Source organism: Salinibacterium sp. SWN248, from assembly GCF_015864575.1.
Lineage (GTDB): Bacteria > Actinomycetota > Actinomycetes > Actinomycetales > Microbacteriaceae > Rhodoglobus.
On the sequence record NZ_JADYWW010000002.1, the window covers coordinates 657476 to 677057 of the forward strand.

Annotated in this window: 24 protein-coding genes and 1 riboswitch; of the genes, 15 read left to right on the forward strand and 9 right to left on the reverse strand. The window is 62.5% G+C overall.

Features of this window, described 5'->3' with window-relative positions; translation table 11 throughout:
* Positions 1–31: 31 nt before the first annotated feature.
* From I6E73_RS13020 to I6E73_RS13035, 4 genes are all read left to right on the forward strand, one after another.
* Positions 32–1240 carry an ROK family transcriptional regulator gene (locus I6E73_RS13020; protein WP_197126160.1) on the forward strand — a complete coding sequence of 403 codons (1209 nt, stop codon included), beginning with the start codon at positions 32–34 and terminating at the stop codon, positions 1238–1240.
* On the forward strand, positions 1237–2313 hold the full coding sequence (locus I6E73_RS13025) for a sugar ABC transporter substrate-binding protein (RefSeq protein WP_307784316.1): 1077 nt from the start codon (positions 1237–1239) through the stop codon (positions 2311–2313). Before I6E73_RS13020 ends, I6E73_RS13025 begins: the two co-directional genes overlap by 4 nt.
* Before the next feature lie 66 nt (positions 2314–2379).
* Positions 2380–3204 carry an ATP-binding cassette domain-containing protein gene (locus tag I6E73_RS13030; protein WP_197110505.1) on the forward strand — a complete coding sequence of 275 codons (825 nt, stop codon included), beginning with the start codon at positions 2380–2382 and terminating at the stop codon, positions 3202–3204.
* On the forward strand, positions 3201–4448 hold the full coding sequence (locus I6E73_RS13035) for a sugar ABC transporter permease (RefSeq protein WP_197126162.1): 1248 nt from the start codon (positions 3201–3203) through the stop codon (positions 4446–4448). The genes I6E73_RS13030 and I6E73_RS13035 overlap by 4 nt, the downstream gene beginning before the upstream one ends.
* A gap of 50 nt (positions 4449–4498) precedes the next feature.
* Here I6E73_RS13035 and proC read toward each other — a convergent pair whose 3' ends face one another.
* The gene (gene proC / locus I6E73_RS13040; protein ID WP_197126165.1) at positions 4499–5326 is read right to left on the reverse strand and encodes a pyrroline-5-carboxylate reductase; all 828 of its coding nucleotides are present in this window, start codon (positions 5324–5326) and stop codon (positions 4499–4501) included.
* Between the two features lie 23 nt (positions 5327–5349).
* Here proC and I6E73_RS13045 point away from each other — a divergent pair, with 23 nt between their 5' ends.
* A complete protein-coding gene (locus I6E73_RS13045; protein ID WP_197126167.1) occupies positions 5350–6312 on the forward strand; it encodes a cation diffusion facilitator family transporter in 963 nt (320 codons plus the stop codon).
* Between the two features lie 17 nt (positions 6313–6329).
* Positions 6330–6713 (forward strand): hypothetical protein, encoded by a 384-nt coding sequence (locus I6E73_RS13050; protein WP_197126169.1) that lies wholly within the window; start codon positions 6330–6332, stop codon positions 6711–6713.
* 15 nt (positions 6714–6728) lie between these two features.
* On the opposite strand, the gene I6E73_RS13055 is transcribed toward I6E73_RS13050, so the two are convergent.
* Positions 6729–7181 carry a nucleoside deaminase gene (locus I6E73_RS13055; RefSeq protein ID WP_307784317.1) on the reverse strand — a complete coding sequence of 151 codons (453 nt, stop codon included), beginning with the start codon at positions 7179–7181 and terminating at the stop codon, positions 6729–6731.
* 43 nt (positions 7182–7224) lie between these two features.
* Here I6E73_RS13055 and upp point away from each other — a divergent pair, with 43 nt between their 5' ends.
* The 4 genes from upp (at position 7225) to I6E73_RS13075 (ending at position 10156) form a co-directional block, all read left to right on the forward strand.
* Positions 7225–7857, forward strand: a complete 633-nt coding sequence (gene upp, locus I6E73_RS13060) for a uracil phosphoribosyltransferase (RefSeq protein ID WP_197108370.1) — start codon at positions 7225–7227, stop codon at positions 7855–7857.
* Positions 7858–8187: 330 nt separating this feature from the next.
* Entirely contained in the window at positions 8188–8982 is a 795-nt protein-coding gene (locus I6E73_RS13065; RefSeq protein WP_197126171.1) for a winged helix-turn-helix domain-containing protein, read from the forward strand.
* An 86-nt stretch (positions 8983–9068) separates the two neighbouring features.
* Positions 9069–9695: a pyridoxamine 5'-phosphate oxidase family protein gene (locus tag I6E73_RS13070; protein ID WP_231600925.1), complete on the forward strand. Its 627-nt coding sequence runs from the start codon at positions 9069–9071 to the stop codon at positions 9693–9695.
* Between the two features lie 64 nt (positions 9696–9759).
* Positions 9760–9823, forward strand: a riboswitch (guanidine-III (ykkC-III) riboswitch).
* Positions 9824–9832: 9 nt separating this feature from the next.
* Entirely contained in the window at positions 9833–10156 is a 324-nt protein-coding gene (locus I6E73_RS13075; RefSeq protein ID WP_197126173.1) for a multidrug efflux SMR transporter, read from the forward strand.
* A 36-nt stretch (positions 10157–10192) separates the two neighbouring features.
* On the opposite strand, the gene I6E73_RS13080 is transcribed toward I6E73_RS13075, so the two are convergent.
* From I6E73_RS13080 to I6E73_RS13100, 5 genes are all read right to left on the reverse strand, one after another.
* Entirely contained in the window at positions 10193–10855 is a 663-nt protein-coding gene (locus I6E73_RS13080; RefSeq protein WP_197126174.1) for a hypothetical protein, read from the reverse strand.
* Entirely contained in the window at positions 10855–11556 is a 702-nt protein-coding gene (locus tag I6E73_RS13085) for a hypothetical protein (protein WP_197126175.1), read from the reverse strand. The genes I6E73_RS13080 and I6E73_RS13085 overlap by 1 nt, the downstream gene beginning before the upstream one ends.
* Positions 11557–11642: 86 nt before the next feature.
* On the reverse strand, positions 11643–11933 hold the full coding sequence (locus tag I6E73_RS13090) for a hypothetical protein (RefSeq protein WP_197126176.1): 291 nt from the start codon (positions 11931–11933) through the stop codon (positions 11643–11645).
* A gap of 45 nt (positions 11934–11978) precedes the next feature.
* The gene (locus tag I6E73_RS13095) at positions 11979–12311 is read right to left on the reverse strand and encodes a hypothetical protein (protein ID WP_197126177.1); all 333 of its coding nucleotides are present in this window, start codon (positions 12309–12311) and stop codon (positions 11979–11981) included.
* Positions 12312–12410: 99 nt separating this feature from the next.
* Positions 12411–13085, reverse strand: a complete 675-nt coding sequence (locus I6E73_RS13100; protein WP_197126178.1) for a hypothetical protein — start codon at positions 13083–13085, stop codon at positions 12411–12413.
* A gap of 280 nt (positions 13086–13365) precedes the next feature.
* Between I6E73_RS13100 and I6E73_RS13105 the strand changes: the two genes are divergently transcribed.
* On the forward strand, positions 13366–14205 hold the full coding sequence (locus I6E73_RS13105; RefSeq protein WP_197126180.1) for a hypothetical protein: 840 nt from the start codon (positions 13366–13368) through the stop codon (positions 14203–14205).
* Between the two features lie 294 nt (positions 14206–14499).
* Here the strand turns inward: I6E73_RS13105 and I6E73_RS13110 are convergent, their stop codons facing one another.
* Positions 14500–14838 (reverse strand): hypothetical protein, encoded by a 339-nt coding sequence (locus I6E73_RS13110; RefSeq protein WP_197126182.1) that lies wholly within the window; start codon positions 14836–14838, stop codon positions 14500–14502.
* Positions 14839–14936: 98 nt separating this feature from the next.
* Between I6E73_RS13110 and I6E73_RS13115 the strand changes: the two genes are divergently transcribed.
* A complete protein-coding gene (locus I6E73_RS13115) occupies positions 14937–15398 on the forward strand; it encodes a MepB family protein (protein ID WP_231600926.1) in 462 nt (153 codons plus the stop codon).
* A gap of 68 nt (positions 15399–15466) precedes the next feature.
* Here I6E73_RS13115 and I6E73_RS13120 read toward each other — a convergent pair whose 3' ends face one another.
* Entirely contained in the window at positions 15467–16363 is an 897-nt protein-coding gene (locus I6E73_RS13120) for a mechanosensitive ion channel family protein (protein WP_197126184.1), read from the reverse strand.
* 100 nt (positions 16364–16463) lie between these two features.
* On the opposite strand from I6E73_RS13120, the gene I6E73_RS13125 reads away from it, so the two are divergent.
* From I6E73_RS13125 to I6E73_RS13135, 3 genes are all read left to right on the forward strand, one after another.
* Positions 16464–17903 (forward strand): deoxyribodipyrimidine photo-lyase, encoded by a 1440-nt coding sequence (locus I6E73_RS13125; protein ID WP_197126186.1) that lies wholly within the window; start codon positions 16464–16466, stop codon positions 17901–17903.
* Positions 17904–18158: 255 nt separating this feature from the next.
* The gene (locus I6E73_RS13130) at positions 18159–18701 is read left to right on the forward strand and encodes a hypothetical protein (RefSeq protein ID WP_197126188.1); all 543 of its coding nucleotides are present in this window, start codon (positions 18159–18161) and stop codon (positions 18699–18701) included.
* 101 nt (positions 18702–18802) lie between these two features.
* Positions 18803–19549 (forward strand): metal-dependent transcriptional regulator, encoded by a 747-nt coding sequence (locus tag I6E73_RS13135; RefSeq protein ID WP_197126190.1) that lies wholly within the window; start codon positions 18803–18805, stop codon positions 19547–19549.
* Positions 19550–19582: the final 33 nt, after the last annotated feature.

Sequence of the window (19582 nt, forward strand, 5' to 3'; positions counted from 1 at the left end):
TGCGCGCACTCGCTACCTGTATCTTGATTCCGTGAGCAAAAAACGGGCGACCCCGGGGTCGCAAACTTCGCTCCGCGAAGCTAACCGCGCTCGCATTGTCGACGCGGTCAAGCACCATGGTGGCCTCACGCAGATCGAATTGGCCGGGGTTACCGGTCTTTCGCCAGCCACCGTCTCCAACATTGTCAAAGAGCTCGTCACCTCCGGAGTGCTCGCGACCACCATGAGCACGCGCAGTGGTCGTCGCGCCCACCAGATAACGCTTGCTCGCGCCCTCGGCCTCGTCGCTGGCGTTCACTTCTCGGAACGCCACATGCGCGTAGCGCTCTCGGATGTCGCCCACACGGTAGTCGCCGAGCATCACATGCCGCTCGCGAAAGACCACCGTGCTGACAACGAGCTCAATCGGGCTGCCCAACTCATCACCGACATGCTCGAATCGGTCGACGCCACTCACGACGAGATCCTGGCGGTCGGACTCGCGATGCCCGCCCCCATGGATCAATCGACGGGCATCATTTCGCGCACGGGGATCATGCGCGGCTGGGACGGCGTTCCTGTCGCTGAATCGCTCGGCATCCGCCTCAACAGCCCGGTGTATGTCGACAACAACGCCAACATGGGGGCACTGGCCGAGTACCGCTCGGGCGCGCTGCGGGGCAAGCCCAACTCTCTCTACGTCAGCATCGATGACGGTATTGGCGCTGGCCTCATCCTGAACGGCGCGGTGTTCCGTGGACACCACGGCACTGCCGGTGAATTTGGCCACATGGTTCTCGACGAAGATGGCGCGCTCTGCCGCTGCGGCAATCGTGGATGTCTCGAAACCCTTGCCGGTGGCCAAGCCATCGTTGAGTCGGTGCGCACTGGCCGTCGCGGTCTCAAGCTTCACGATGTGGTGGTGCGGGCAATCGCCGGGGATAACGCGTGCATCCGGGCCATTGCCGATGCGGGACGCCATCTCGGCATCGCCGCCGGCAATCTGAGTAACGTCTTTGATCCCGAGCGCATCGCGTTGGGTGGCGAACTCTCGCAGGCCGGTGAGCTGCTGTTGGGCCCGATGCGGCACGCGATGGAACGTTCGGTCATTGTGGGCTCTGGGCAGGCTGCTGATCTTGTACAGAGCCAGCTGGGGCCGCGCAGCGAGCTGTTGGGGTCGATCGCCTTTGCGATTGATCAGCTCACGATTGGAGCCGACGCCACGCTGAGCGCCGAGCCTTCGATAGCGGAGGCCTCGTGACATCCGCCCGTTCTCGAATTGTGCGACTGCTGGCGACCGCGCTTGCGACGGTTCTCGCTCTCGGCGGCTGCGCGATGATTTCCCCCAATGCGTCGGCAGATAACTCCCGCACGATCGCGCTGCTGCTGCCCGAATCGAAGACGGCGCGCTACGAGGCCTATGATCGCCCGTTCTTTGAGGCGAAGGTTGCCGAGCTGTGCCCTGAGTGCGACGTGATTTATGCGAATGCCGATCAGGACCCGGCGAAGCAGCAACAGCAGGCCGAGTCGGCTTTTGCGCAGGGCATTAGCGTGCTCGTGCTCGACCCCGTCGACTCGTCAGCGGCGGTAACGATCGTGGCTACGGCCCAGTCCTACAAGGTTCCCGTGATTTCGTACGACCGCCTGATTGGCAGCCCCGAACTCGCATTTTGGGTGTCGTTCGATAACGAAAAAGTGGGTTCGTTGCAGGGCAAAGCGCTCGTTGAGCGTCTCGCCGATCAGGGTCTCTCTGAGGGCAACATTGTGATGATCAACGGCTCCCCCACCGACAACAATTCGCGCCTGTTCAAGAAGGGCGCGCACAGTGTGATCGATGGCAGCGCCTATACGGTCGTTGCCGAATTCGATACTCCCGACTGGAGCCCAGACAAAGCCCAGGAGTGGATGGCGAGCCAGGTCACGCAGTACGGCGACAGTCTGGTGGGCGTCTATGCCGCCAACGACGCCACAGCCGGCGGAGCGATCGCCGCGCTCAAAGCGGGCGGAGTGAGCCCGCTGCCTCCCGTGACAGGTCAGGATGCCGAACTCACCGCCATCCAACGCATTGTGAGCGGCGACCAGTACATGACTGTCTACAAGGATCTGAAGCGCGAGGCTGAGATCGCGGCGACGCACGCGGTGGCGCTGCTCGACGGCAAGCAACTCGTGGGACAGAGCGAGGAAACCAACGGCGTTCCGACAACACTGCTCACTCCCGTGATCGTGACCATCGACAACATTATGGAGACCGTCGTCGCTGATGGTTTCTACACCGTTGAGCAAATTTGCACGACCGAATATGCCCAAGCGTGTGCCGCGGCGGGGATTCAGTAATGCCCAACGACGCCAGAACGGTCAACGAACTCAGAACGGTCAACGAGCTCAAGGAAGAGAGCCACAATGACTAATGTCACTCCGGCCACCTCAGACGATGAGCCGATCCTTTCGCTGCGCGGAATCAGTAAGCAGTTCGGTGCGATTGAAGCACTGAGCAATGTGTCGCTCGACATTTATCCCGGCGAGGTCGTGGCGATCGTTGGCGACAACGGTGCGGGAAAGTCGACGCTCGTGAAGGTGCTCGCTGGCGTGCATCCGGCCACTTCGGGCACCATTACCTATCGCGGCGACGAAGTGTCGTTGGCGAACCCCACGGATGCCCGCGATCTCGGCATCGCGACGGTGTTTCAAGATTTGGCGCTGTGCGACAACCTCGATGTGGTGTCGAACCTGTTCTTGGGTCGCGAACTCGGCACTCGAGCGCTCGATGAGGTCGAGATGGAGCAGCAGACCTGGGCGCTCTTGCGGCAGCTCTCGGCCAAGATTCCTTCCGTGCGCACTCCCGTTGCGGGGCTCTCGGGCGGGCAACGCCAGACCGTTGCCATTGCGCGTTCACTCATCGGCAATCCGTCGATTGTGGTGTTGGATGAGCCCACCGCCGCCCTCGGCGTCGCTCAAACTGCTGAGGTGCTGAACCTTATTGAGCACCTCCGCGAGCGCGGTCACGGCATCGTCTTAGTGAGCCACAACATGGCTGACGTGCAGGCCGTGGCTGACCGCGTTGTGGTGTTGCGGCTCGGTCGCAACAATGGCGATTTCGCTGTTGCCGACGTGACGTACGAAGACATCATTGCGGCAATTACGGGCGCAACGGACAACGCGGTGAGTCGTCGGGCTGGATTGACCGGCGCGACCTTCACCCGTATCAAGGAAGGACTCAGCTCATGAGCACCTCCGCTACGCAACCGCCCACGAACAACTCGCCAGCCGTCGAGTTGCCGCCCGCGTCAGGTCTCGCAGAGTCCTGGGCCGGGTTCCGATCACGCGTGAGTGGGGGCGATCTCGGGGCGATTCCCGTTGTCGTGGGTCTTGCCCTCATCTGGACCGTGTTCCAAATCTTGAACCCGACGTTCCTGTCGAGCGCCAACCTCGTGAACTTGGCGATGCAGTCCGCCGCGCTCGGCACCATCGCACTCGGCGTGGTGCTCGTGTTGCTGCTCGCCCAAATCGATCTCTCGGTCGGTTCGCTCTCCGGGCTTGCCGCCGCGATTCTTGCCGTCACGTTTACTCAGCTGAACTGGCCGCTGCCGTTCGCCATCCTCGCCGCGCTCGCCGCCGGAGCACTCTTCGGATGGTTCTATGGCTTCTTGCTGACCCGCTTTGGCGTTCCCAGCTTCGTCATCACCCTCGCGGGCCTCCTCGGCGTGCTTGGGCTCCAGCTGTGGGTGCTTGGCAAGCTCGGCTCGATCAATATTCCGTTTGATTCATGGATCGTGCAGTTCGCCCAGCTCATGTTTTTGCCGGCGTGGCTCTCCTACCTGCTCGTCGCGCTCGCAAGCCTCGCCTACGTTGGCACGCATCTCTCGCTGGCCAACCGCCGCATCCGCGCTGGCCTGCTGCCCGAGTCACGCACCGCAATCCTGCTTCGCGGCGGGCTCATGCTCGTGGCGCTCCTGTTGGGAACCTGGTACCTCAACACCGACCGCGGCATCGGCCTCATGTTTCTGCTCTTTGTCGTGCTCGTGATGGCCGTCAACTTTGCGCTCAAGCGCACGCGGTGGGGGCGCTCAATTTATGCCATCGGCGGCAACGTTGAAGCAGCCCGGCGTGCCGGCATCCGAGTGGATCGCGTCTACATTTCGGTGTTTATGGTGAGCGCAATGCTCGCCACTCTTGGTGGTGTCTTGGCCGCATCACGGCTTGCGGCCGCCAACCAGAGCAGCGGCGGTGGCGATACCAACCTCACCGCTATCGCAGCAGCTGTTATCGGCGGCGCAAGCCTCTTTGGTGGTCGCGGAAGCGCCTGGTCTGCCCTGCTCGGCATCGTCGTCATTCAGTCGATCTCGAGCGGCCTCACCCTGCTGAGCCTCGACTCCTCGGTGCGCTACATGGTCACGGGAGCAGTGTTGCTGCTCGCCGTGATCATTGACTCGATGTCTCGTCGTTCGCGCGCGCTCCACGGCCGCTTCTAAAAACGGTCGCGGAGCGAAGCGAACGAGGCCGCACGAATGGGTAAGAGCGATTAGCCCGCAGCGAGCTCCGTGGCCCGAGCGAGCGCCGCAGCGGTCGCCTTGTCGAAAATAGCCTTCAGGTCGGCAGCCTGCAGCTGTTCAACCGCACGCTCGGTTGTGCCCTTGGGGCTCGTAACCTGCTTACGCAGTTGCGCCGGTGAACTATCGGATGACGCCAGCAGTGCGAGCGATCCTTCGAACGTTCCGGCCACCAGAGTCAGAGCCTGCTCGGGAGTGAACCCCATGTCGACCGCAGTGCGAGAAAACTCTTCGAGAATCAGGAACACGTAGGCCGGGCCGGAACCCGAGATGGTGCTGAGCGCATCAATTTGCGATTCCGGTGTTTCGACGACGGTGCCAACGGTTTCGAATACGGCGCGGCCGAGAGCGAGGTCATCGTCGCTGGCGCGCGATCCGGCGCTGAGTCCGGTCACGGCCTTGCCGACGATAGCGGGGGTGTTGGGCATGGCACGCAACACGACGTTGTCGACGATGCCCTCCATGCGCGCGGTTGTTACCCCGGCAGCAACGCTGATGATGATCGCATCGGGTTCCAAGAACGGAGCGAGGTCAGTGAGAGTGTCAGGGATCATGGCGGGCTTTACCCCCAGCATCACGACCTTTGCCCCCTTCACAGCGCGCGCATTGCCATCAGGAGTATTCTCCAGCGCAAAGGACTCCACGCCTTCAGAGCGCACCACAGCAGCCTTGGCTTCGGTGCGATTGGTTACGCGGATGCCCCCGCTTACCGTCACCGAGGGGTCAAGCAAACCCTGCAGGATGGCACCCCCCATTGATCCGGCGCCGACAATTGCAATGCTAGGAAGAGAAGTAGTCACGTGAACATCCTAGGATTGATCGCATGAGCGCGTCAGGCGGAACCAAAGCAATCCTCGCGGCAATGTTGGCGAACGGCGGAATCGCTGTCACCAAGTTCATTGCCTTCTTGATTTCGGGGTCTAGTTCGATGCTCGCGGAGAGCGTGCACTCCGTGGCAGACACCAGCAATCAGGCCCTGCTGCTGCTCGGTGGCAAGCAAGCGAAGAAGCACGCGGATGCCGAGCATCCGTTCGGTTACGGCCGCGAGCGCTACGTCTACGCGTTTGTCGTTTCAATCATCCTGTTCTCGGTCGGTGGCGTGTTCTCGCTCTACGAGGGCGTGAGCAAGCTGCAAGACCCGCACCCGCTCGAGCAAGCCTGGTTGCCGATCACGGTGCTGTTGATTGCGATCGTGCTTGAGGGCTTCTCCTTGCGCACCGCAGTAAGAGAGTCGAACCTCGTGCGCGGCAAGCAGAGCTGGGTGGCGTTCGTGCGTCACGCCAAGGCTCCGGAGCTTCCCGTCGTGCTGCTCGAAGACGTTGCCGCTCTGCTCGGTCTGGTTCTCGCCCTCTTCGGCGTTGGGCTGACGATTATTACGGGCGACTCGCTCTGGGATGCCATCGGCACAATCGCCATCGGTGTTCTGCTGATCATCGTCGCGATCATCCTCGGCATCGAAACCAAGAGCTTGCTTGTGGGTGAAGGTGCCACGGTCAAGCAACGCAACACCATCCGCGACGCCATCAACGCGCACCCCGACGTTCGCTCGCTCATCCACATGAAGACGCTCTACCTCGGCCCCGAAGAGCTCATGGTCGCCGCCAAGGTCGACTTCGGCGCTCAGACCCGACTGGTGGATGTCGCCGCCAGCATCGATAGCGTGGAGAAAGAGATCCGCGAAGCCGAGCCAATGGCGCGCGTTATCTACATCGAACCTGACGTCTACCGTCGCCCGCCCGAAGCAGCCCCACCCACTGACACCATCGTCATCGTGGGCAACGACTAAAGAAAGATCCCGCCATCATGAACTTTGAACCAATCATTCACACCGTGCTCGCGCTGCACATCTTGGGACTTGCGCTCATCATCGGATCATTCGCACTTCAGTTGCGCCGCAAGGAAGGCTTCGAACTCGGCACCATGCTGATCGGCGCCATCACGCAACTCGTGACCGGGCTCATCCTCGTGGGCCTCGTGCAGATGAACGACGAAGACGTCAACAACGCCAAGATCGCCGTGAAGCTGATCTTCGCGATCATCGTTCTCGTCGCCGTCATGATCGCGCGCTCGCGCCAGGCCAAGGCCCTCAGCGCTGGAACCAGCGAAAAGAAAGCCACCCTGCCGTTCCTGCACCTTGCGGGCATGGGCGCCCTCATCAACGTGTTCGTTGCGGTGCTCTGGCACTAAGCCAGGCCTAGCGGGCTAGCGGCGGGCTTCGAAAAAGTCCGTCAGCAGCGCGGCGCATTCAGCCTCTTGGATGCCCGCCACAACCTCGACCTTGTGCGGAAGCCGGCGGTCACGCAGCAAATCGTTAACGCTGCCTGATGCGCCGGCTTTTTCGTCCCACGCCCCAAACACCACGCGCGGGATGCGGGCCTGCAGAATCGCGCCAGCACACATCGTGCACGGCTCAAGCGTGACCACGAGAGTCATGGAGTCGAGGCGCCACGAACCGGTGGCCGCGGCCGCTGCCCGGATTGCCACTACCTCGGCGTGCGCCGTGGGGTCGCCCGTGAGCTCCCGCTCATTGCGCCCAACGGAGACGAGATTGTCGTTCTGATCAAAGACGAGAGCAGCGACAGGAACGTCGGCAGAATCGGCTGTGAGCTTGGCCTCAGCGATGGCCAGCGTCATCCATTGATCGAACTTTGTCACGATCGGTTCTCCAAGTGGTCCGTACCTCAAGTAGATTTAGCCTATGCGAGTTCACGTTGCCGACCACCCGCTCATCACGCACAAGCTCACCGTGCTGCGCGACAAGAACACCGCGGCCCCCACTTTTCGGGCGCTGACGGAGGAGCTAGTGACGCTTTTGGCGTACGAAGCGACCCGTTCGGTGCGCGTTGAAGAGGTCGACATTGAGACCCCCGTTACCGCGACGAAGGGTGTGGCAATCAGCTCGCCCAAGCCGCTCGTGGTGCCGATTCTTCGCGCCGGACTCGGCATGCTTGAAGGAATGGTCAAGCTCGTTCCGACCGCTGAAGTCGGATTCTTAGGCATGGTGCGCAACGAAGAAACGCTGAAGCCAGACACCTACGCCGAACGCCTGCCCGACGATCTGTCGAACCGCCAGTGCTTCGTTCTCGACCCCATGCTGGCCACCGGTGGCTCGCTCATTGCGGCCATCCAGTACCTGCTCGACCGCGGTGCAACGGATGTCACGGCCGTCTGCATCCTCGGAGCTCCCGAAGGTCTCGCCGCTGTCGAGAAGGCCATGGAAGGCCAAAACGTCACGATCGTGCTCGGCGCGCTCGACGAACGCCTCAACGAGAACGGCTACATCGTGCCCGGCCTCGGCGATGCTGGCGACCGACTGTACGGTCTCGTCTAGCAGCACAATTGTCGCGCGCAACTTGACAGAGGCGCGCTGTATGAAACATCATTGCAACCATGACTGTACAAACTCGCGACCTGACCGCCCTCGTGGCTTCCAGGACCGCTAGCGCGATGCTTACGAGCACTGCGGTGGCGGGCGACGTTTCGTGTTGTCGAATGTGTGCCTAGTCGGCCTACCTGCGCCGGGCATTCTCACCAGATGGGATGCCCCCAGATCTTCGTCCTCATAACGGCGACTATCTAGCTCGACACACTATTTTTTTCCGAAGGATCACACCCTCACCATCAGAGGCCCTTCACCCCTTATCCAAGGATTTCTGGACCCATGTCACTTGCAACAATCGAACGCACCACTCGCACCTCTTTCGCTTCCGCGGCTCCCGCGTTGGCACCGACCTACACTCCGCCGGCCCGCGACCTGTCGATTGCCGTGCAGCCCGCTCGCACGGTGCGCCCGGCAACGCCGACCCCGGCACCCGCCGCGCCAGCCGCTGACGCACCACACCTGCGCGCTGTTCCGCAGGGAACCGAAGCTCGCGGCTTCGTGCTCTACGTCGGCATCGACGAGCTCAAGGCCGCCGCAGCCGGCACCGACCTGAGCGCGATTGTGGAGCAGCTCAAGCTCCTCACGCAGCAGCTCGTGCCGAACGCCGAAACTCACGCCGCCGTTGCCCTCGCCCCCGTGGGCGCCGGTGGACGCGACGTCGACGTCGTGCGCCTCGCCCTGCAAGACCCTTCCGCTCTCGCCAAGCACCGCCAGGTTGAAGAGCCCGAAGAGAAGCCCGCGAGCGGTGTGGTCGTTGACCTCTCCCGCAAGCGCGTGCTCATCGATGACGCGCCCGCAGCCCTCACCTACAAAGAGTTCGAGCTGCTGCAGTTCCTCATCCTGCGCGAATCGCAGACCATCGACCGCGCCCAGCTCATCTCTACGCTGTGGTCAGCGGAAGACGACGAAGCTCCCAACGAACGCACCATCGACGTGCACATCCGTCGCCTGCGCTCCAAGCTCGGCGCGTACGAAGATGTTGTTCGTACGGTTCGTGGCATCGGGTACCGCTACGACCGTCATCCGGATGTCTCGGTGCGCTTCGCCTCGACCCCCAGCCCCGACTTCATCTAACGGCTGTTCGCGCCGTCGCTGCGGGTGCAGAGAACCACTCTCGCTCGGCGTAGAGGTTCAGCGCTGGCGCGTGTCACACTGACCGGATGACAACGACTGATGCCACCCGGATGCCCGAGAAGATGTCACGGGATCGAGAAGCGCTCGACGCCCTCCTCGACTCGGAGATCGTCGGGAACGTCGCCTATGTTCACGACGACGGAACCCCCGGCGTTTTGCCGACCGCGGTTGCTCGCCTCGGCGACGAGTTGATCGTGCACGGGTCGAGCGGTTCACGCTGGATGCGGCTCGTTTCTGGTGCGCCCGTCGCCGTTTCGGTGACAGCAGTCGGCGGCATTGTGGTCGCGCGCTCCGCCTTCGAGTCGTCGCTCATCTACAGCAGCGCCGTACTGTTCGGCTCCTTTCGCGTGCTCGAGGGCGAGGAAAAGGCTGCCGCCGTCAACGCCATCACCGAGAAGATGATCCCCGGCCGTCTGGCCGAAGTGCGCCCCAACAGCAAGAAAGAACTCGCCGCCACCCTCGTGCTTGCGCTGCCGATCGCCGAATGGTCGTTGCGCACCTCCGACGACTGGCCCGATGACACCGACGACGATATCGCCGGCAACGCGTGGGGCGGGCAGGTGCGATTCGGAGCTCGAGCCGTTGAGGTTGTTGCCACGCCTGACCTGCGCTCCGGCATCCGCGTGCCTGAGTCTGTTCGGGCGTTCGAGTAGCGGATGTCCGCTAGCGGCAAACACCGCCGCTCTGCCAATTCACCCCCGCTTTGATACTCTAAACGGGTAGCCGCAACGACGGCTCCCGACGACGGATCAGTACCGGGTACGCGAAAAGACTGGCCAAGGAGACTCTTGTGTATTGGCTTGTTTTGATTCTTTCTGGCGTGCTCGAAGCCGTCTGGGCTACCGCTCTGGGCAAATCGGAGGGCTTCACAAAGCTCTGGCCAACCGTGATTTTCGGTGTCGCCATTCTCGTAAGCATGGGCGGTCTCGGCTATGCCATGCGCGAGATTCCGATCGGCACCGCTTACGCCATCTGGGTGGGTATTGGTGCAGCGCTCACGGTGACCTACGCCATGGTGTTCGGCGGGGAACCCATCTCGTGGGTCAAGGTGTTACTCATCACCGGGTTGATCGGCTGCATCGTCGGACTCAAACTCGTCGACACGGCGCACTAGCTTTTCGACGGCCACGGCTCTGGCACAGTGCAGGGGCTATCGCGAGACGTGCACGACCGCGGCAATTAACCCCAGCATTGCGGCCAAGTCGAGGGCACCCCACGAGAAGATCCGCCGCCGTTGCCCTACGCGCACTCTCCACCACAAGAGACCCACTACTGCGATGAGCAGTCCGGGCCACCACGTGACCGAGGCAACAAACTTCACTTCGTCAGCACGATCCGCAAGATTGGACGCGACGACGTTATAACCCGCGGTACCTGCCGCGTAGCCTGCGACGATGGAGAGCACGATGAACGCGCCGCCCGCCAACACAAAGAGGATGCCTCCATAGAGTTGGTCCCAGCCACGCGGAAAGTGTCGGGGAGCGAGGGCATCGGGTTCGATTAGCCGTCTGGCCCTCCATTGGCGGGTGCTGACGACATTGACGGATGCGACGCCGAGGGAAACGACAGCGGCGAGACCAATAATCGCCCAACCGGGAACCGCCGTCACAAAAAGAGCGATCGAACTGGCCACGATAAAAATAGCGAGACCGAGCGGCCCCAAGCAGACCACCACGAGAAGAACGAGCATCCATCCTTGAAGGATGCCGGCGAGGCCGAGGGATGAAACAACCACCGCGACGACACCCACGCCGACGATGTAGCCGATCTGCGCGGGCCGACGATCAATAGTGTGCCGCGAATCGCCGCCCACTAGCGGGAACTGACGTCTAAGAGAACGCTGATGAGCACGAGCATTGCCACGAGATCGATCGCTGCCCACGCGGTAGCGGGTCTTCCTTTATCGACGCGAATAATCCACGTCACAAGACCGGCGACAGCAATCAGTAAGCCCGGCCACCAGATGACGGCAGCTGCACATTTCACCGGGGCGGCCTCGTCTACCGAGACGCCGGACGACATTCCATCCGCCAGCAGGATGACGCCTCCCGCGATCACGGAGAGCGCGATGAACGCCCAACCGGCAAGCGCGAAGAGCAGCTTGCTGAACGCTAGCCCATACCTCCGCGCCACGTCCGGCTCGTCCCCACTCAGCCCCTCAGAGAAAGGCGTCGCAGCAGCGATTCGTCGGCGACGTCTGCCCTTCACGATGATCACGTTGAGTGACGCGGTAGCCATCGCGACCGCGGCTCCCATCGCAACCGCGATCGCCACGTCTGAAGCAGAGTTCGCTAGAGCAAACACCGCGGTGACGGGGAATGCGAGAAGGGCAGCGGCCGCAAGCCCCAGCGGTCCAAGGTAGAGGATCATCAGCAGCGGAAGAGTTCGCAGGTCGAATTGAGAGAACCAGATGAACAGTGCACTCAGCACGCCGGCCCCGGCGATATAGCCGACCGTGACAGGCCATCTCTCAAGCTGAATAGCCCAGCGATCGACGACGGCACGGAGAGTCATATAGTGAGCGTAACCCAACATGCCCTTGCGGCAGGCTCAGCCCGATCCGCCCCTCGCGGCGCGCAGTGTGCACCGAGGGCGCAGGATTAGGGCGCAGCGCCCTGCGTGACGTCGGCCCACAGAATGCCGATGAGCGTCAGCATGATCGCGAGGTCCGCGATCGCCCACCGCAGCACGGGCTCCCCGCGACGGGTATTCACAATCCACAGCCGCAGGCCTGCAATCGCGACGACAAGACCCGGCACCCACACGATCGCCGACAGGAAGATCAGATGGTTCGCCCGCTCGGCCGACTCGCGAACCGCAATACCGGCAGTGGTTCCCGCCGTACCCCCGGCGAAGAAACAGAGAACGATAAACGCGAGCCCAGCCGCCACGAACAGAACGGCGGCGAGCTGCTGGCGCCAACCGTGCCGACGCTCTTAAGCTTCAAACGGCCTCTCCAGCGGAGGTGCAGGCCTGCGCCACCGCGCAAGAATTTCGACATTGACGAACGCAATGCCGACCGCCATTACTAGGCTAAACAGAGCAGCGATCCACTCGTAAATCCCGTACACCTCGGGAAGACGGAGCGCTCCCAAGAAGAGCGCGACAAGCCCTAGAGGACCCAAATAGATGGCTAGGGTCAACTCGGCGATCGGCGAGAACACAATGCCCGGGCCTGCTAGCGAGAATGCCACCACGGTCATCACCCCGGCGCCAACAATGTATTTGCACTTCTTCGGTGTGCGCGTGGCATTGTCGATCAGAGTCATTAGTTGATCATGGGGCACACGGCCGCACCCCACCAGCCCGCGAATGAGGGTGGCTCATGTCGCGCCGCGGGTAGCTCGTGACGGCTTGAGCGGTTTCTCCTATCCGAGGTGCGAGACTCCAGCCGACCCGAGCAACAGCGTCGCCAAAAGTGCGAGCTGGAGAAGGGCGTCGGCAAGCGCCCAAGACAGACTGCCCCTCCCTCGGACCTCGTTCAGCACCCACAGCACAAGACCGCCGAGCGCTGCGGCGAGCCCCACCAACCAGACAGCGAACAAGAACGGTGCCAGGTAAGGTCCGGCATCGGGTTGGGCTGTTCCCGGGCCAGAGCTCAGAGCCAGGTATCCCGTCACTACACACAGCACGATGAACACAAACCCCGCGACGACAAACAAGACTGCCGCGGCTACTCGACCCAACACGGTGTCACCGGCACGCCGGTCGGCGACTCGCACCCCGCTGCGCAGGTGGGCAATCCAGCCGAAGACAACAACAACATTGAGCAGTGCGGTGCCCACGGATAGCGGGATAACAATGGCGAGACCCAGCACAGAAGGTAACGCGGCGTTCCAGAGGACGAAGACGATCGGAAGCGCGAGCGTGGAAAACGTAATGACACCGAGAGGGCCCAGCACAAAGAAGATGGCTATGCCAAAGAACACAACGAATTCGTCGCCGGCGGGCGAGCTGAGATAGGCACCGGAGAGCATGACCGCAGTGGCACCCACGTAAGCGAATAACGCCGCGTACTTATCAGTGCCAGCGCCGAGGATCATCTGTCGAGCATGCGTCACTTTGCGCGCTCTCGCCAGCCCGCGAATGAGGGTGGGTCGCGGGCTGGCGGGCTGGCGGGCTGGCGGGCTGAAGCGTTCGCGGTATTGACCCGCGGTCGGGGTCAGCCGCTTCACCGCTTTGCGCAGGAAACGTGGGGCAAGGAACACCTGTCGGCCGTCGCAACCGGCCGAGTCGCCCACCCCTTCTGGGGTTGTCCCCGCCTGACACTAGGCTGCGAGAATTGAGTGATGCTCGCGCGGGGGTGCGAGTCGAGGGGAATTGATGAAGCAAGCTGGACCACGGGATTGGTCGCCACCCGAAAATAGCAACTATCGTCCGGCAGATAACTACCGTTACCCGTCGAATCAATCGACGACCACTTTCGCCCCGCGGAAGTTGGTGCGCAACTGGCCCGGACGGCTCTCGCTACTCCTCGGCATCACCGCTGCCGGGCTGGCCCTATTCCCGATCGCTTCAGCGGGAGCAGGGAACGGGTACATTGCGTCCACGGTCGGAATCACCGCGATCGGCTACGGCTTCTACGCCCTCAGGCTTCGCTACTACCGGGAGGCTACCGCCCGGCTAAGTCCGATCATTGGCATCCTTCTGGGAGCTTTCGGAACGCTGCTCATGGCCGCGCTCGTGGCCAGCTTCTACTTCAACAGTGCCGCGCTCAACTCCCCCATTACATTTCAGGTCGCGCAAACAGAATTCACGTTTGATTCGGAAGGCTTAGCCCTGTCGACGCCCGCCGAAAGCGCGGCTACGGACGGGACCGGCCAGACCACCGAAATCATTACGCCAGCGCCAGTCGCCGCGCCTGCGTCATTCGCGTCCGCCGCCGAAGAACGGATGGCTCTGATTCAACATCTCGGCACCGTGCAGTTCGTGCTGAAGCAGATCGCGCCGCAGAGCAAGCCCGCCAGCCTCAGCCTTGCCACCCCCGGCGGCACCCTCTCGACACCGGACGGGCACGCGCTCACGATCTTGCCCGAAGGCACCGTGGTCAACTATGCGCCCTCGGCAGATGGCTCCAACTACGTCATGACGCTTACTGGGGCAACCTTTGGCAGCATGGTGCAGCTCGACACCGCCGTCGGCCAGATCGTGGCACTGAACTAGCTTTCCTGCCGGAGCGAACGGCAGCCGAACGTCGCTGCTCATCTGCGCGGAAAACATGCAATTTCGGCATATTCTGCCCAGAAACACAGGGGGTAGACAAACTTTTCTGGAAATTTCTCAAAAATAACGGAACGGTAACTAGACAGCGTTATGTTTCCGTTATACATTCATAGAGCAGAAGTTGTTTGCTGTGGCAGCTACTGCGGAATGTGATTGCAGGACACTCTTGGTGCAAAGGGAGAGGGTCGGTTTCATGCCTCTGAAACCGGCCCTCGAACTATTTAACGGGTGATGTTAGAAAGCCCAGAGCCACACGGTCGCGACAAGTGAAACCATCACGGCGAAGTCGACAATCGCCCACGGCAGCAACGTTCTTTTCCCCTTGGCTCGAATAATCCAGATCGCCAACCCCGCCAGCGCCACCAACAGCCCTAGCCACCATGCTGCGCTAGCGACGTGCAACGACTCAACGTTCCAGGCCACCGGAACCACCGCGGGCACCCCAATCGCCATGGTGGCCGCAGTGCCCGCCAGAGCGCTCAGCACCACAAATCCACATCCGGCGAAGACGAACAGCAGAATGCCAAGCACCTCATGTCGTTCATTCAGCGGGCTTGGCGTGCGAATGGTCATTCCTTGAGTATTACCCAGAACGCATAGCGCTACCAGCACGCGCCGCACGCGATCCCCCTCGCTTCGGCCTACGCTGGCACGACCGCCGAATCGAACGGATGACCGTGACCACTGCCCCGCTGCATCCGGATGTCGCCCACGCCATCCACAGCCTCGGTGACGCACTGCCCGAGCACGATCAACTCGTGGTCGAGCCCGACAACGCCGAATACGGCGCCGTCACCACGCTTCCTGCTGCAACCCGGTTTCGGGTCGCAAAACTCACCCCCACCAAGCCCGGCTTCTTCGTCACGGTCTGGCGGCGAGACACTGACGGCACTACGCAACCATTCCCCAGCGACGATGGCACGCAGCACCTCGTTGTCGTCACCCGCGACAGAAACGGCTTCGGCGCCTTCGTCTTTCCGCTCAGCGTACTGATCGCCCGCGGTATCGTCTCGGTCGACGGCCACGGCGGCAGGCGCGGATTTCGCGTGTACCCGCCCTCGGCAGATACCCGCAATCGCCAAGCACAGAGCACCCAGCGCTGGCAGTGCGAGCACTTTCACCCGCTCAACTAACTCCGAAAATTCCGGATGCGACGACCGCGCCGATTGCAGTGAACCAGCCCCGCTAGCCGCCCCGCGATCTACTCCGCGTCGCTCTCGCGAGTGCGTGCAGAGCCGTCTTCGATCTTGAGCTGCTGAATGGGGAAGGGAATCTCAATCTGCGCGTCGCCGAGCGCCTTCTTGATCGCCTCAAGCACCTGATCCTGTGCCTCGAGAGCCTCCCGGCGATTCGGCGGGTTGATCCAGAACCGCACCTCAAGGTTCACGCTGAAGTCACCGAGCGACGTCACCAAAACGGTCGGGGCAGGGTCGTCGATGATGCCGGGCAAGGCGGCGATGGCGTCGACGATCGCGGTACGAGCATCCGCAATGCTGTCGTCATAGCCGATGCCGACCGCCACACTCAGCCGCCGCTTGGCGAAGGCCGTGTTGACGACAACGCGCTCGGTATAGAGCTGACTATTCGGGATCACAACCACCCGATTGTCGTAGGTGCGCACGCGCGTGGCTCGCACCTGAATGTCAATAACTTCACCCTCGTGATCGCTCGACACAATCTGATCGCCGATACGGAACGGGCGCGTGAACAGGATCAGGATGCCCGACAGTAGATTCTGAAAAATGTCACGGAACGCGAACCCAATCACCACACCGCTCACCCCAAGGGTGCCGAAGAGCGACGCCGGCGTGATCGTCGGAAAAATGATCGTCAACGCCACCAGCAGCCCGAACGCGAGAATCGACCATGCGACCAACCGGCTCAGCACGACCTGCAAGCCGCGCGGCTGCCCTGCTCGCCGCGCCGCCGAGCGCACGAGCTTCGCTACCAACCACGAAATTGCCCAGAAGAGCACAAAGGCCAGCACGCCGAGAATGACGTTGGGCAACGCCAAGAAAAGGCTGGTGAAAATGCCCTGCACCCGGTCGAGCACATCGCCGAAGTCGGCCGTTTCGAGCTGAACTGTGAAAGCAGTCATAGCCGGTCACCCCTCTCGCGCATCACCACCATCGGCAACGCAACCTGTGAGGCGCGATTCTACGCCAGCTCTTTTCACGTACGAAACGTAGAGTTGAGCCGTGAGCGGAAACCAGAATCAGCCCTCCGTCGTGTGGTTGCGAAACGACCTACGACTAGCCGACAACCCAGCCCTGACGGCGGCCGCGAGTGAAGGCCGACCACTCGTGGTTGTGTACATTCACGACGAAACTGGCGACGGCATCCGCCCGCTGGGTGCGGCAAGCAAGTGGTGGCTGCATCACAGCCTCACTGCTCTGGATGCCGCCCTGCAGAATCTGGGCGGCCAACTGACCCTTCGTCATGGCCCTGCCGCGCAGGTGATGCCGGCGCTCGTGGACGAGCTCGGCGCCGCCTCGGTGCACTGGAACCGTCGCTACACGGCGGCCCGCGATATCGACGCCGGCCTCAAAACGAGTCTGCGCGAGCAGGGGCTCGCGGTCGAAAGCCATCAGGGCAATCTGTTGAACGAGCCGTGGCATATCCGCAATGGGCAGGGCGAGCCGTACAAGGTTTTCACCCCGTATTGGCGTGCGGCACAAGATCGTCCGGTGCGGGATGCGCTGCCGGCGCCGACCGCAGCCGAGCTGAGCTGGCCTGCCGACTCCCCCGCGAGCGACGACCTCGCCGAGTGGTCGCTGCTGCCGACGCGCCCCGACTGGGCCGACGGTTTGCGCGAGACGTGGACTCCCGGTGAGGCGGGCGCGCTCGATCGCCTCGAAAGCTTCGTGGCCGACCGGCTTGCCGACTACCACCGCCGTGACGAGCCCTCCGTGGATGCCACGAGTGGCCTCAGCCCGCACCTGCGGTTTGGTGAGATCAGTTCAGCGCAGATCTGGCACCGGTTGCGCGGCTCAGGCTCAGGCTCGGGCTCGGCCGGCATCCCCACCGCGGCCCGCAAGAACGTCGCCAAGTTCCTGAGCGAGATCGGCTGGCGCGAATTCTCCACCGCTTTGCTCTTCGACAACCCGCGCCTCGCCACCGACAGCTATCGCCCGGCCTACAACGCGTTCCCCTGGGGATACACGGTCGACGAACTCGGCGCCGTCGACGAACCTGCGGGAGTCAGCGAAGTCGAGGCGTGGCGTCGCGGCCGCACCGGCATCCCCCTCGTCGACGCCGGGATGCGCGAACTTTGGCACACCGGCACGATGCACAACCGCGTGCGCATGGTCGTCGCAAGCTTCCTCATCAAGAACCTGCTCATCGACTGGCGAGCCGGCGAACAGTGGTTCTGGGACACCCTCGTCGACGCCGACGAGGCCAGCAACCCCGCCAACTGGCAATGGGTCGCGGGATCCGGGGCGGATGCTGCCCCCTACTTCCGTGTGTTCAACCCGGTGTTGCAGCAGAAAAAGTTCGACCCCACGGGCGCCTATGTCTCGTACTGGATTCCCGAACTCGGCACCGATGCGTATCCCGAACCGATCGTGGATCTCGCCGAAACCCGCCGCGAAGCCCTCGAGGCGTACACGGCCGTAAAGGCCGCGGCGGCAGAATAGCCCACTGGATGCACCACCCGGCACTTCGCCAGAGTTCGCTCAGTTGACTGCCAGCTTGCGCTAACAGCCCCGGAAACATGCGGATCTGAGGGCGAGAGTCGCCCGCATCCGCGTGCCCGATTGCTCCAATTTCGCACTTCGCGAAATGACCCCCAAACCGGTCACAGCCTCGCTCCGGAGTACTCATTGCGGCTCGGGAAAGCCTCGAGACGCAGGGCCTCCACGGAGACCACAAACGTAAGAAGGAGTTCAGTAATGAGCGCATTTACGAAGAAGACCACGATCGGCGCCACCGCTACCGCAGTAGCCCTGATCGCTGTTGGAGCCGCTGCTCCCGCCATGGCAGCAACCGGCGACAGCTACACCTCGACGAAGTCATACTCTTACTCATCCCCCAAGCAGATCGACATCCCCGTCGTCGTAGCGCCCCAAGTTGGCGACGTTGACCTCCTCGGTGGCGACGTACTCGGCGGAGGCATCCTCAACGGTGACCTCCTCAACGGAAACGCTGTTGCGTCCGGCAACGAGGTCAACGCACCCGTAGCTTCGGGCAACGACACCGCCGTCGGCAACGTGAGCGACTCCGCGAACGTGTCTGATGTAGCCAACGACGCCAACGTCTCTGGCGTCGTCGACAACGCGACTCAGGTGACCGACGTTGTGGACAACGCAACTGACGTAGTCACCGACGTGACCGACATCGTAGACGTTGACGACATCCTCAACGACGTTGTCGACGCAGACGACATCATCGGTGACATCACCGGTGACCTCGGCTTGAACGGCATCTTCAACTAACTTTCTTCACCCGCTTGCCCTCGCCTGATGTTCTCCGGGCGGGGGCAAGCGTCTTTGACTACGTCTGGCCGTACTTCAATCTTCGGCTTTAGACTGGGCGCATGTCGGTTACAGAGCTCTCGGTCAGCACCCAGAACTATTTGAAGGCTGTGTGGAGTCTTTCCGAATGGTCAGATGCCCCCGTCACAGCAACGGTGATCGCCGAGCGCACCGGCTACACGCTGTCGAGCGTCTCGGATGCCGTGCGTCGCCTCACCGATCAAGGCTTTCTGGATCATGCCCGCTACGGGTCCATTGCACTCACCGACGTGGGTCGCGCGCACGCCGTGGCGATGGTTCGCCGCCACCGCCTCATCGAATCGTTTCTCGTCAGCGTGCTCGGCTACACCTGGGATCAAGTGCACGACGAAGCCGAAAACCTTGAGCACGCCGTCTCTGACTTCATGGTCGAACGCATCGATGAGTTTCTCGAACACCCCACCCGTGACCCGCACGGCGATCCCATCCCCAGCGCCGACGGCGTGATTACGATCCCGGATGCCGTGCAGCTCACCCGCGTCGCCCCCGGCAGCACCGTCGTCGTCGAACGCATCTCCGACGACGACCCCGAGCTACTCAAGTTCTTCGAAGAGCGCGGCATCGGATTCGAAGCGACCCTCAACGTGAACGCCGGGGCACCGTATTCGGATGCGCTCGAGGTGGTTGTGCTGAGCGGCGTCGACGGCGAAACCAGTGGGGCGAGCGGCGAAGCGAGCAACGACGGCGGGCGCCAATCCGCTGTGCCGATTAGCCTCGGCCGGAGCGCGACCGACGCACTCTACGTATCGGGCGGCACCCTCGCCGAATGACCTGAGGCGCACCGCGCGGGTTCGGTGTGCAGG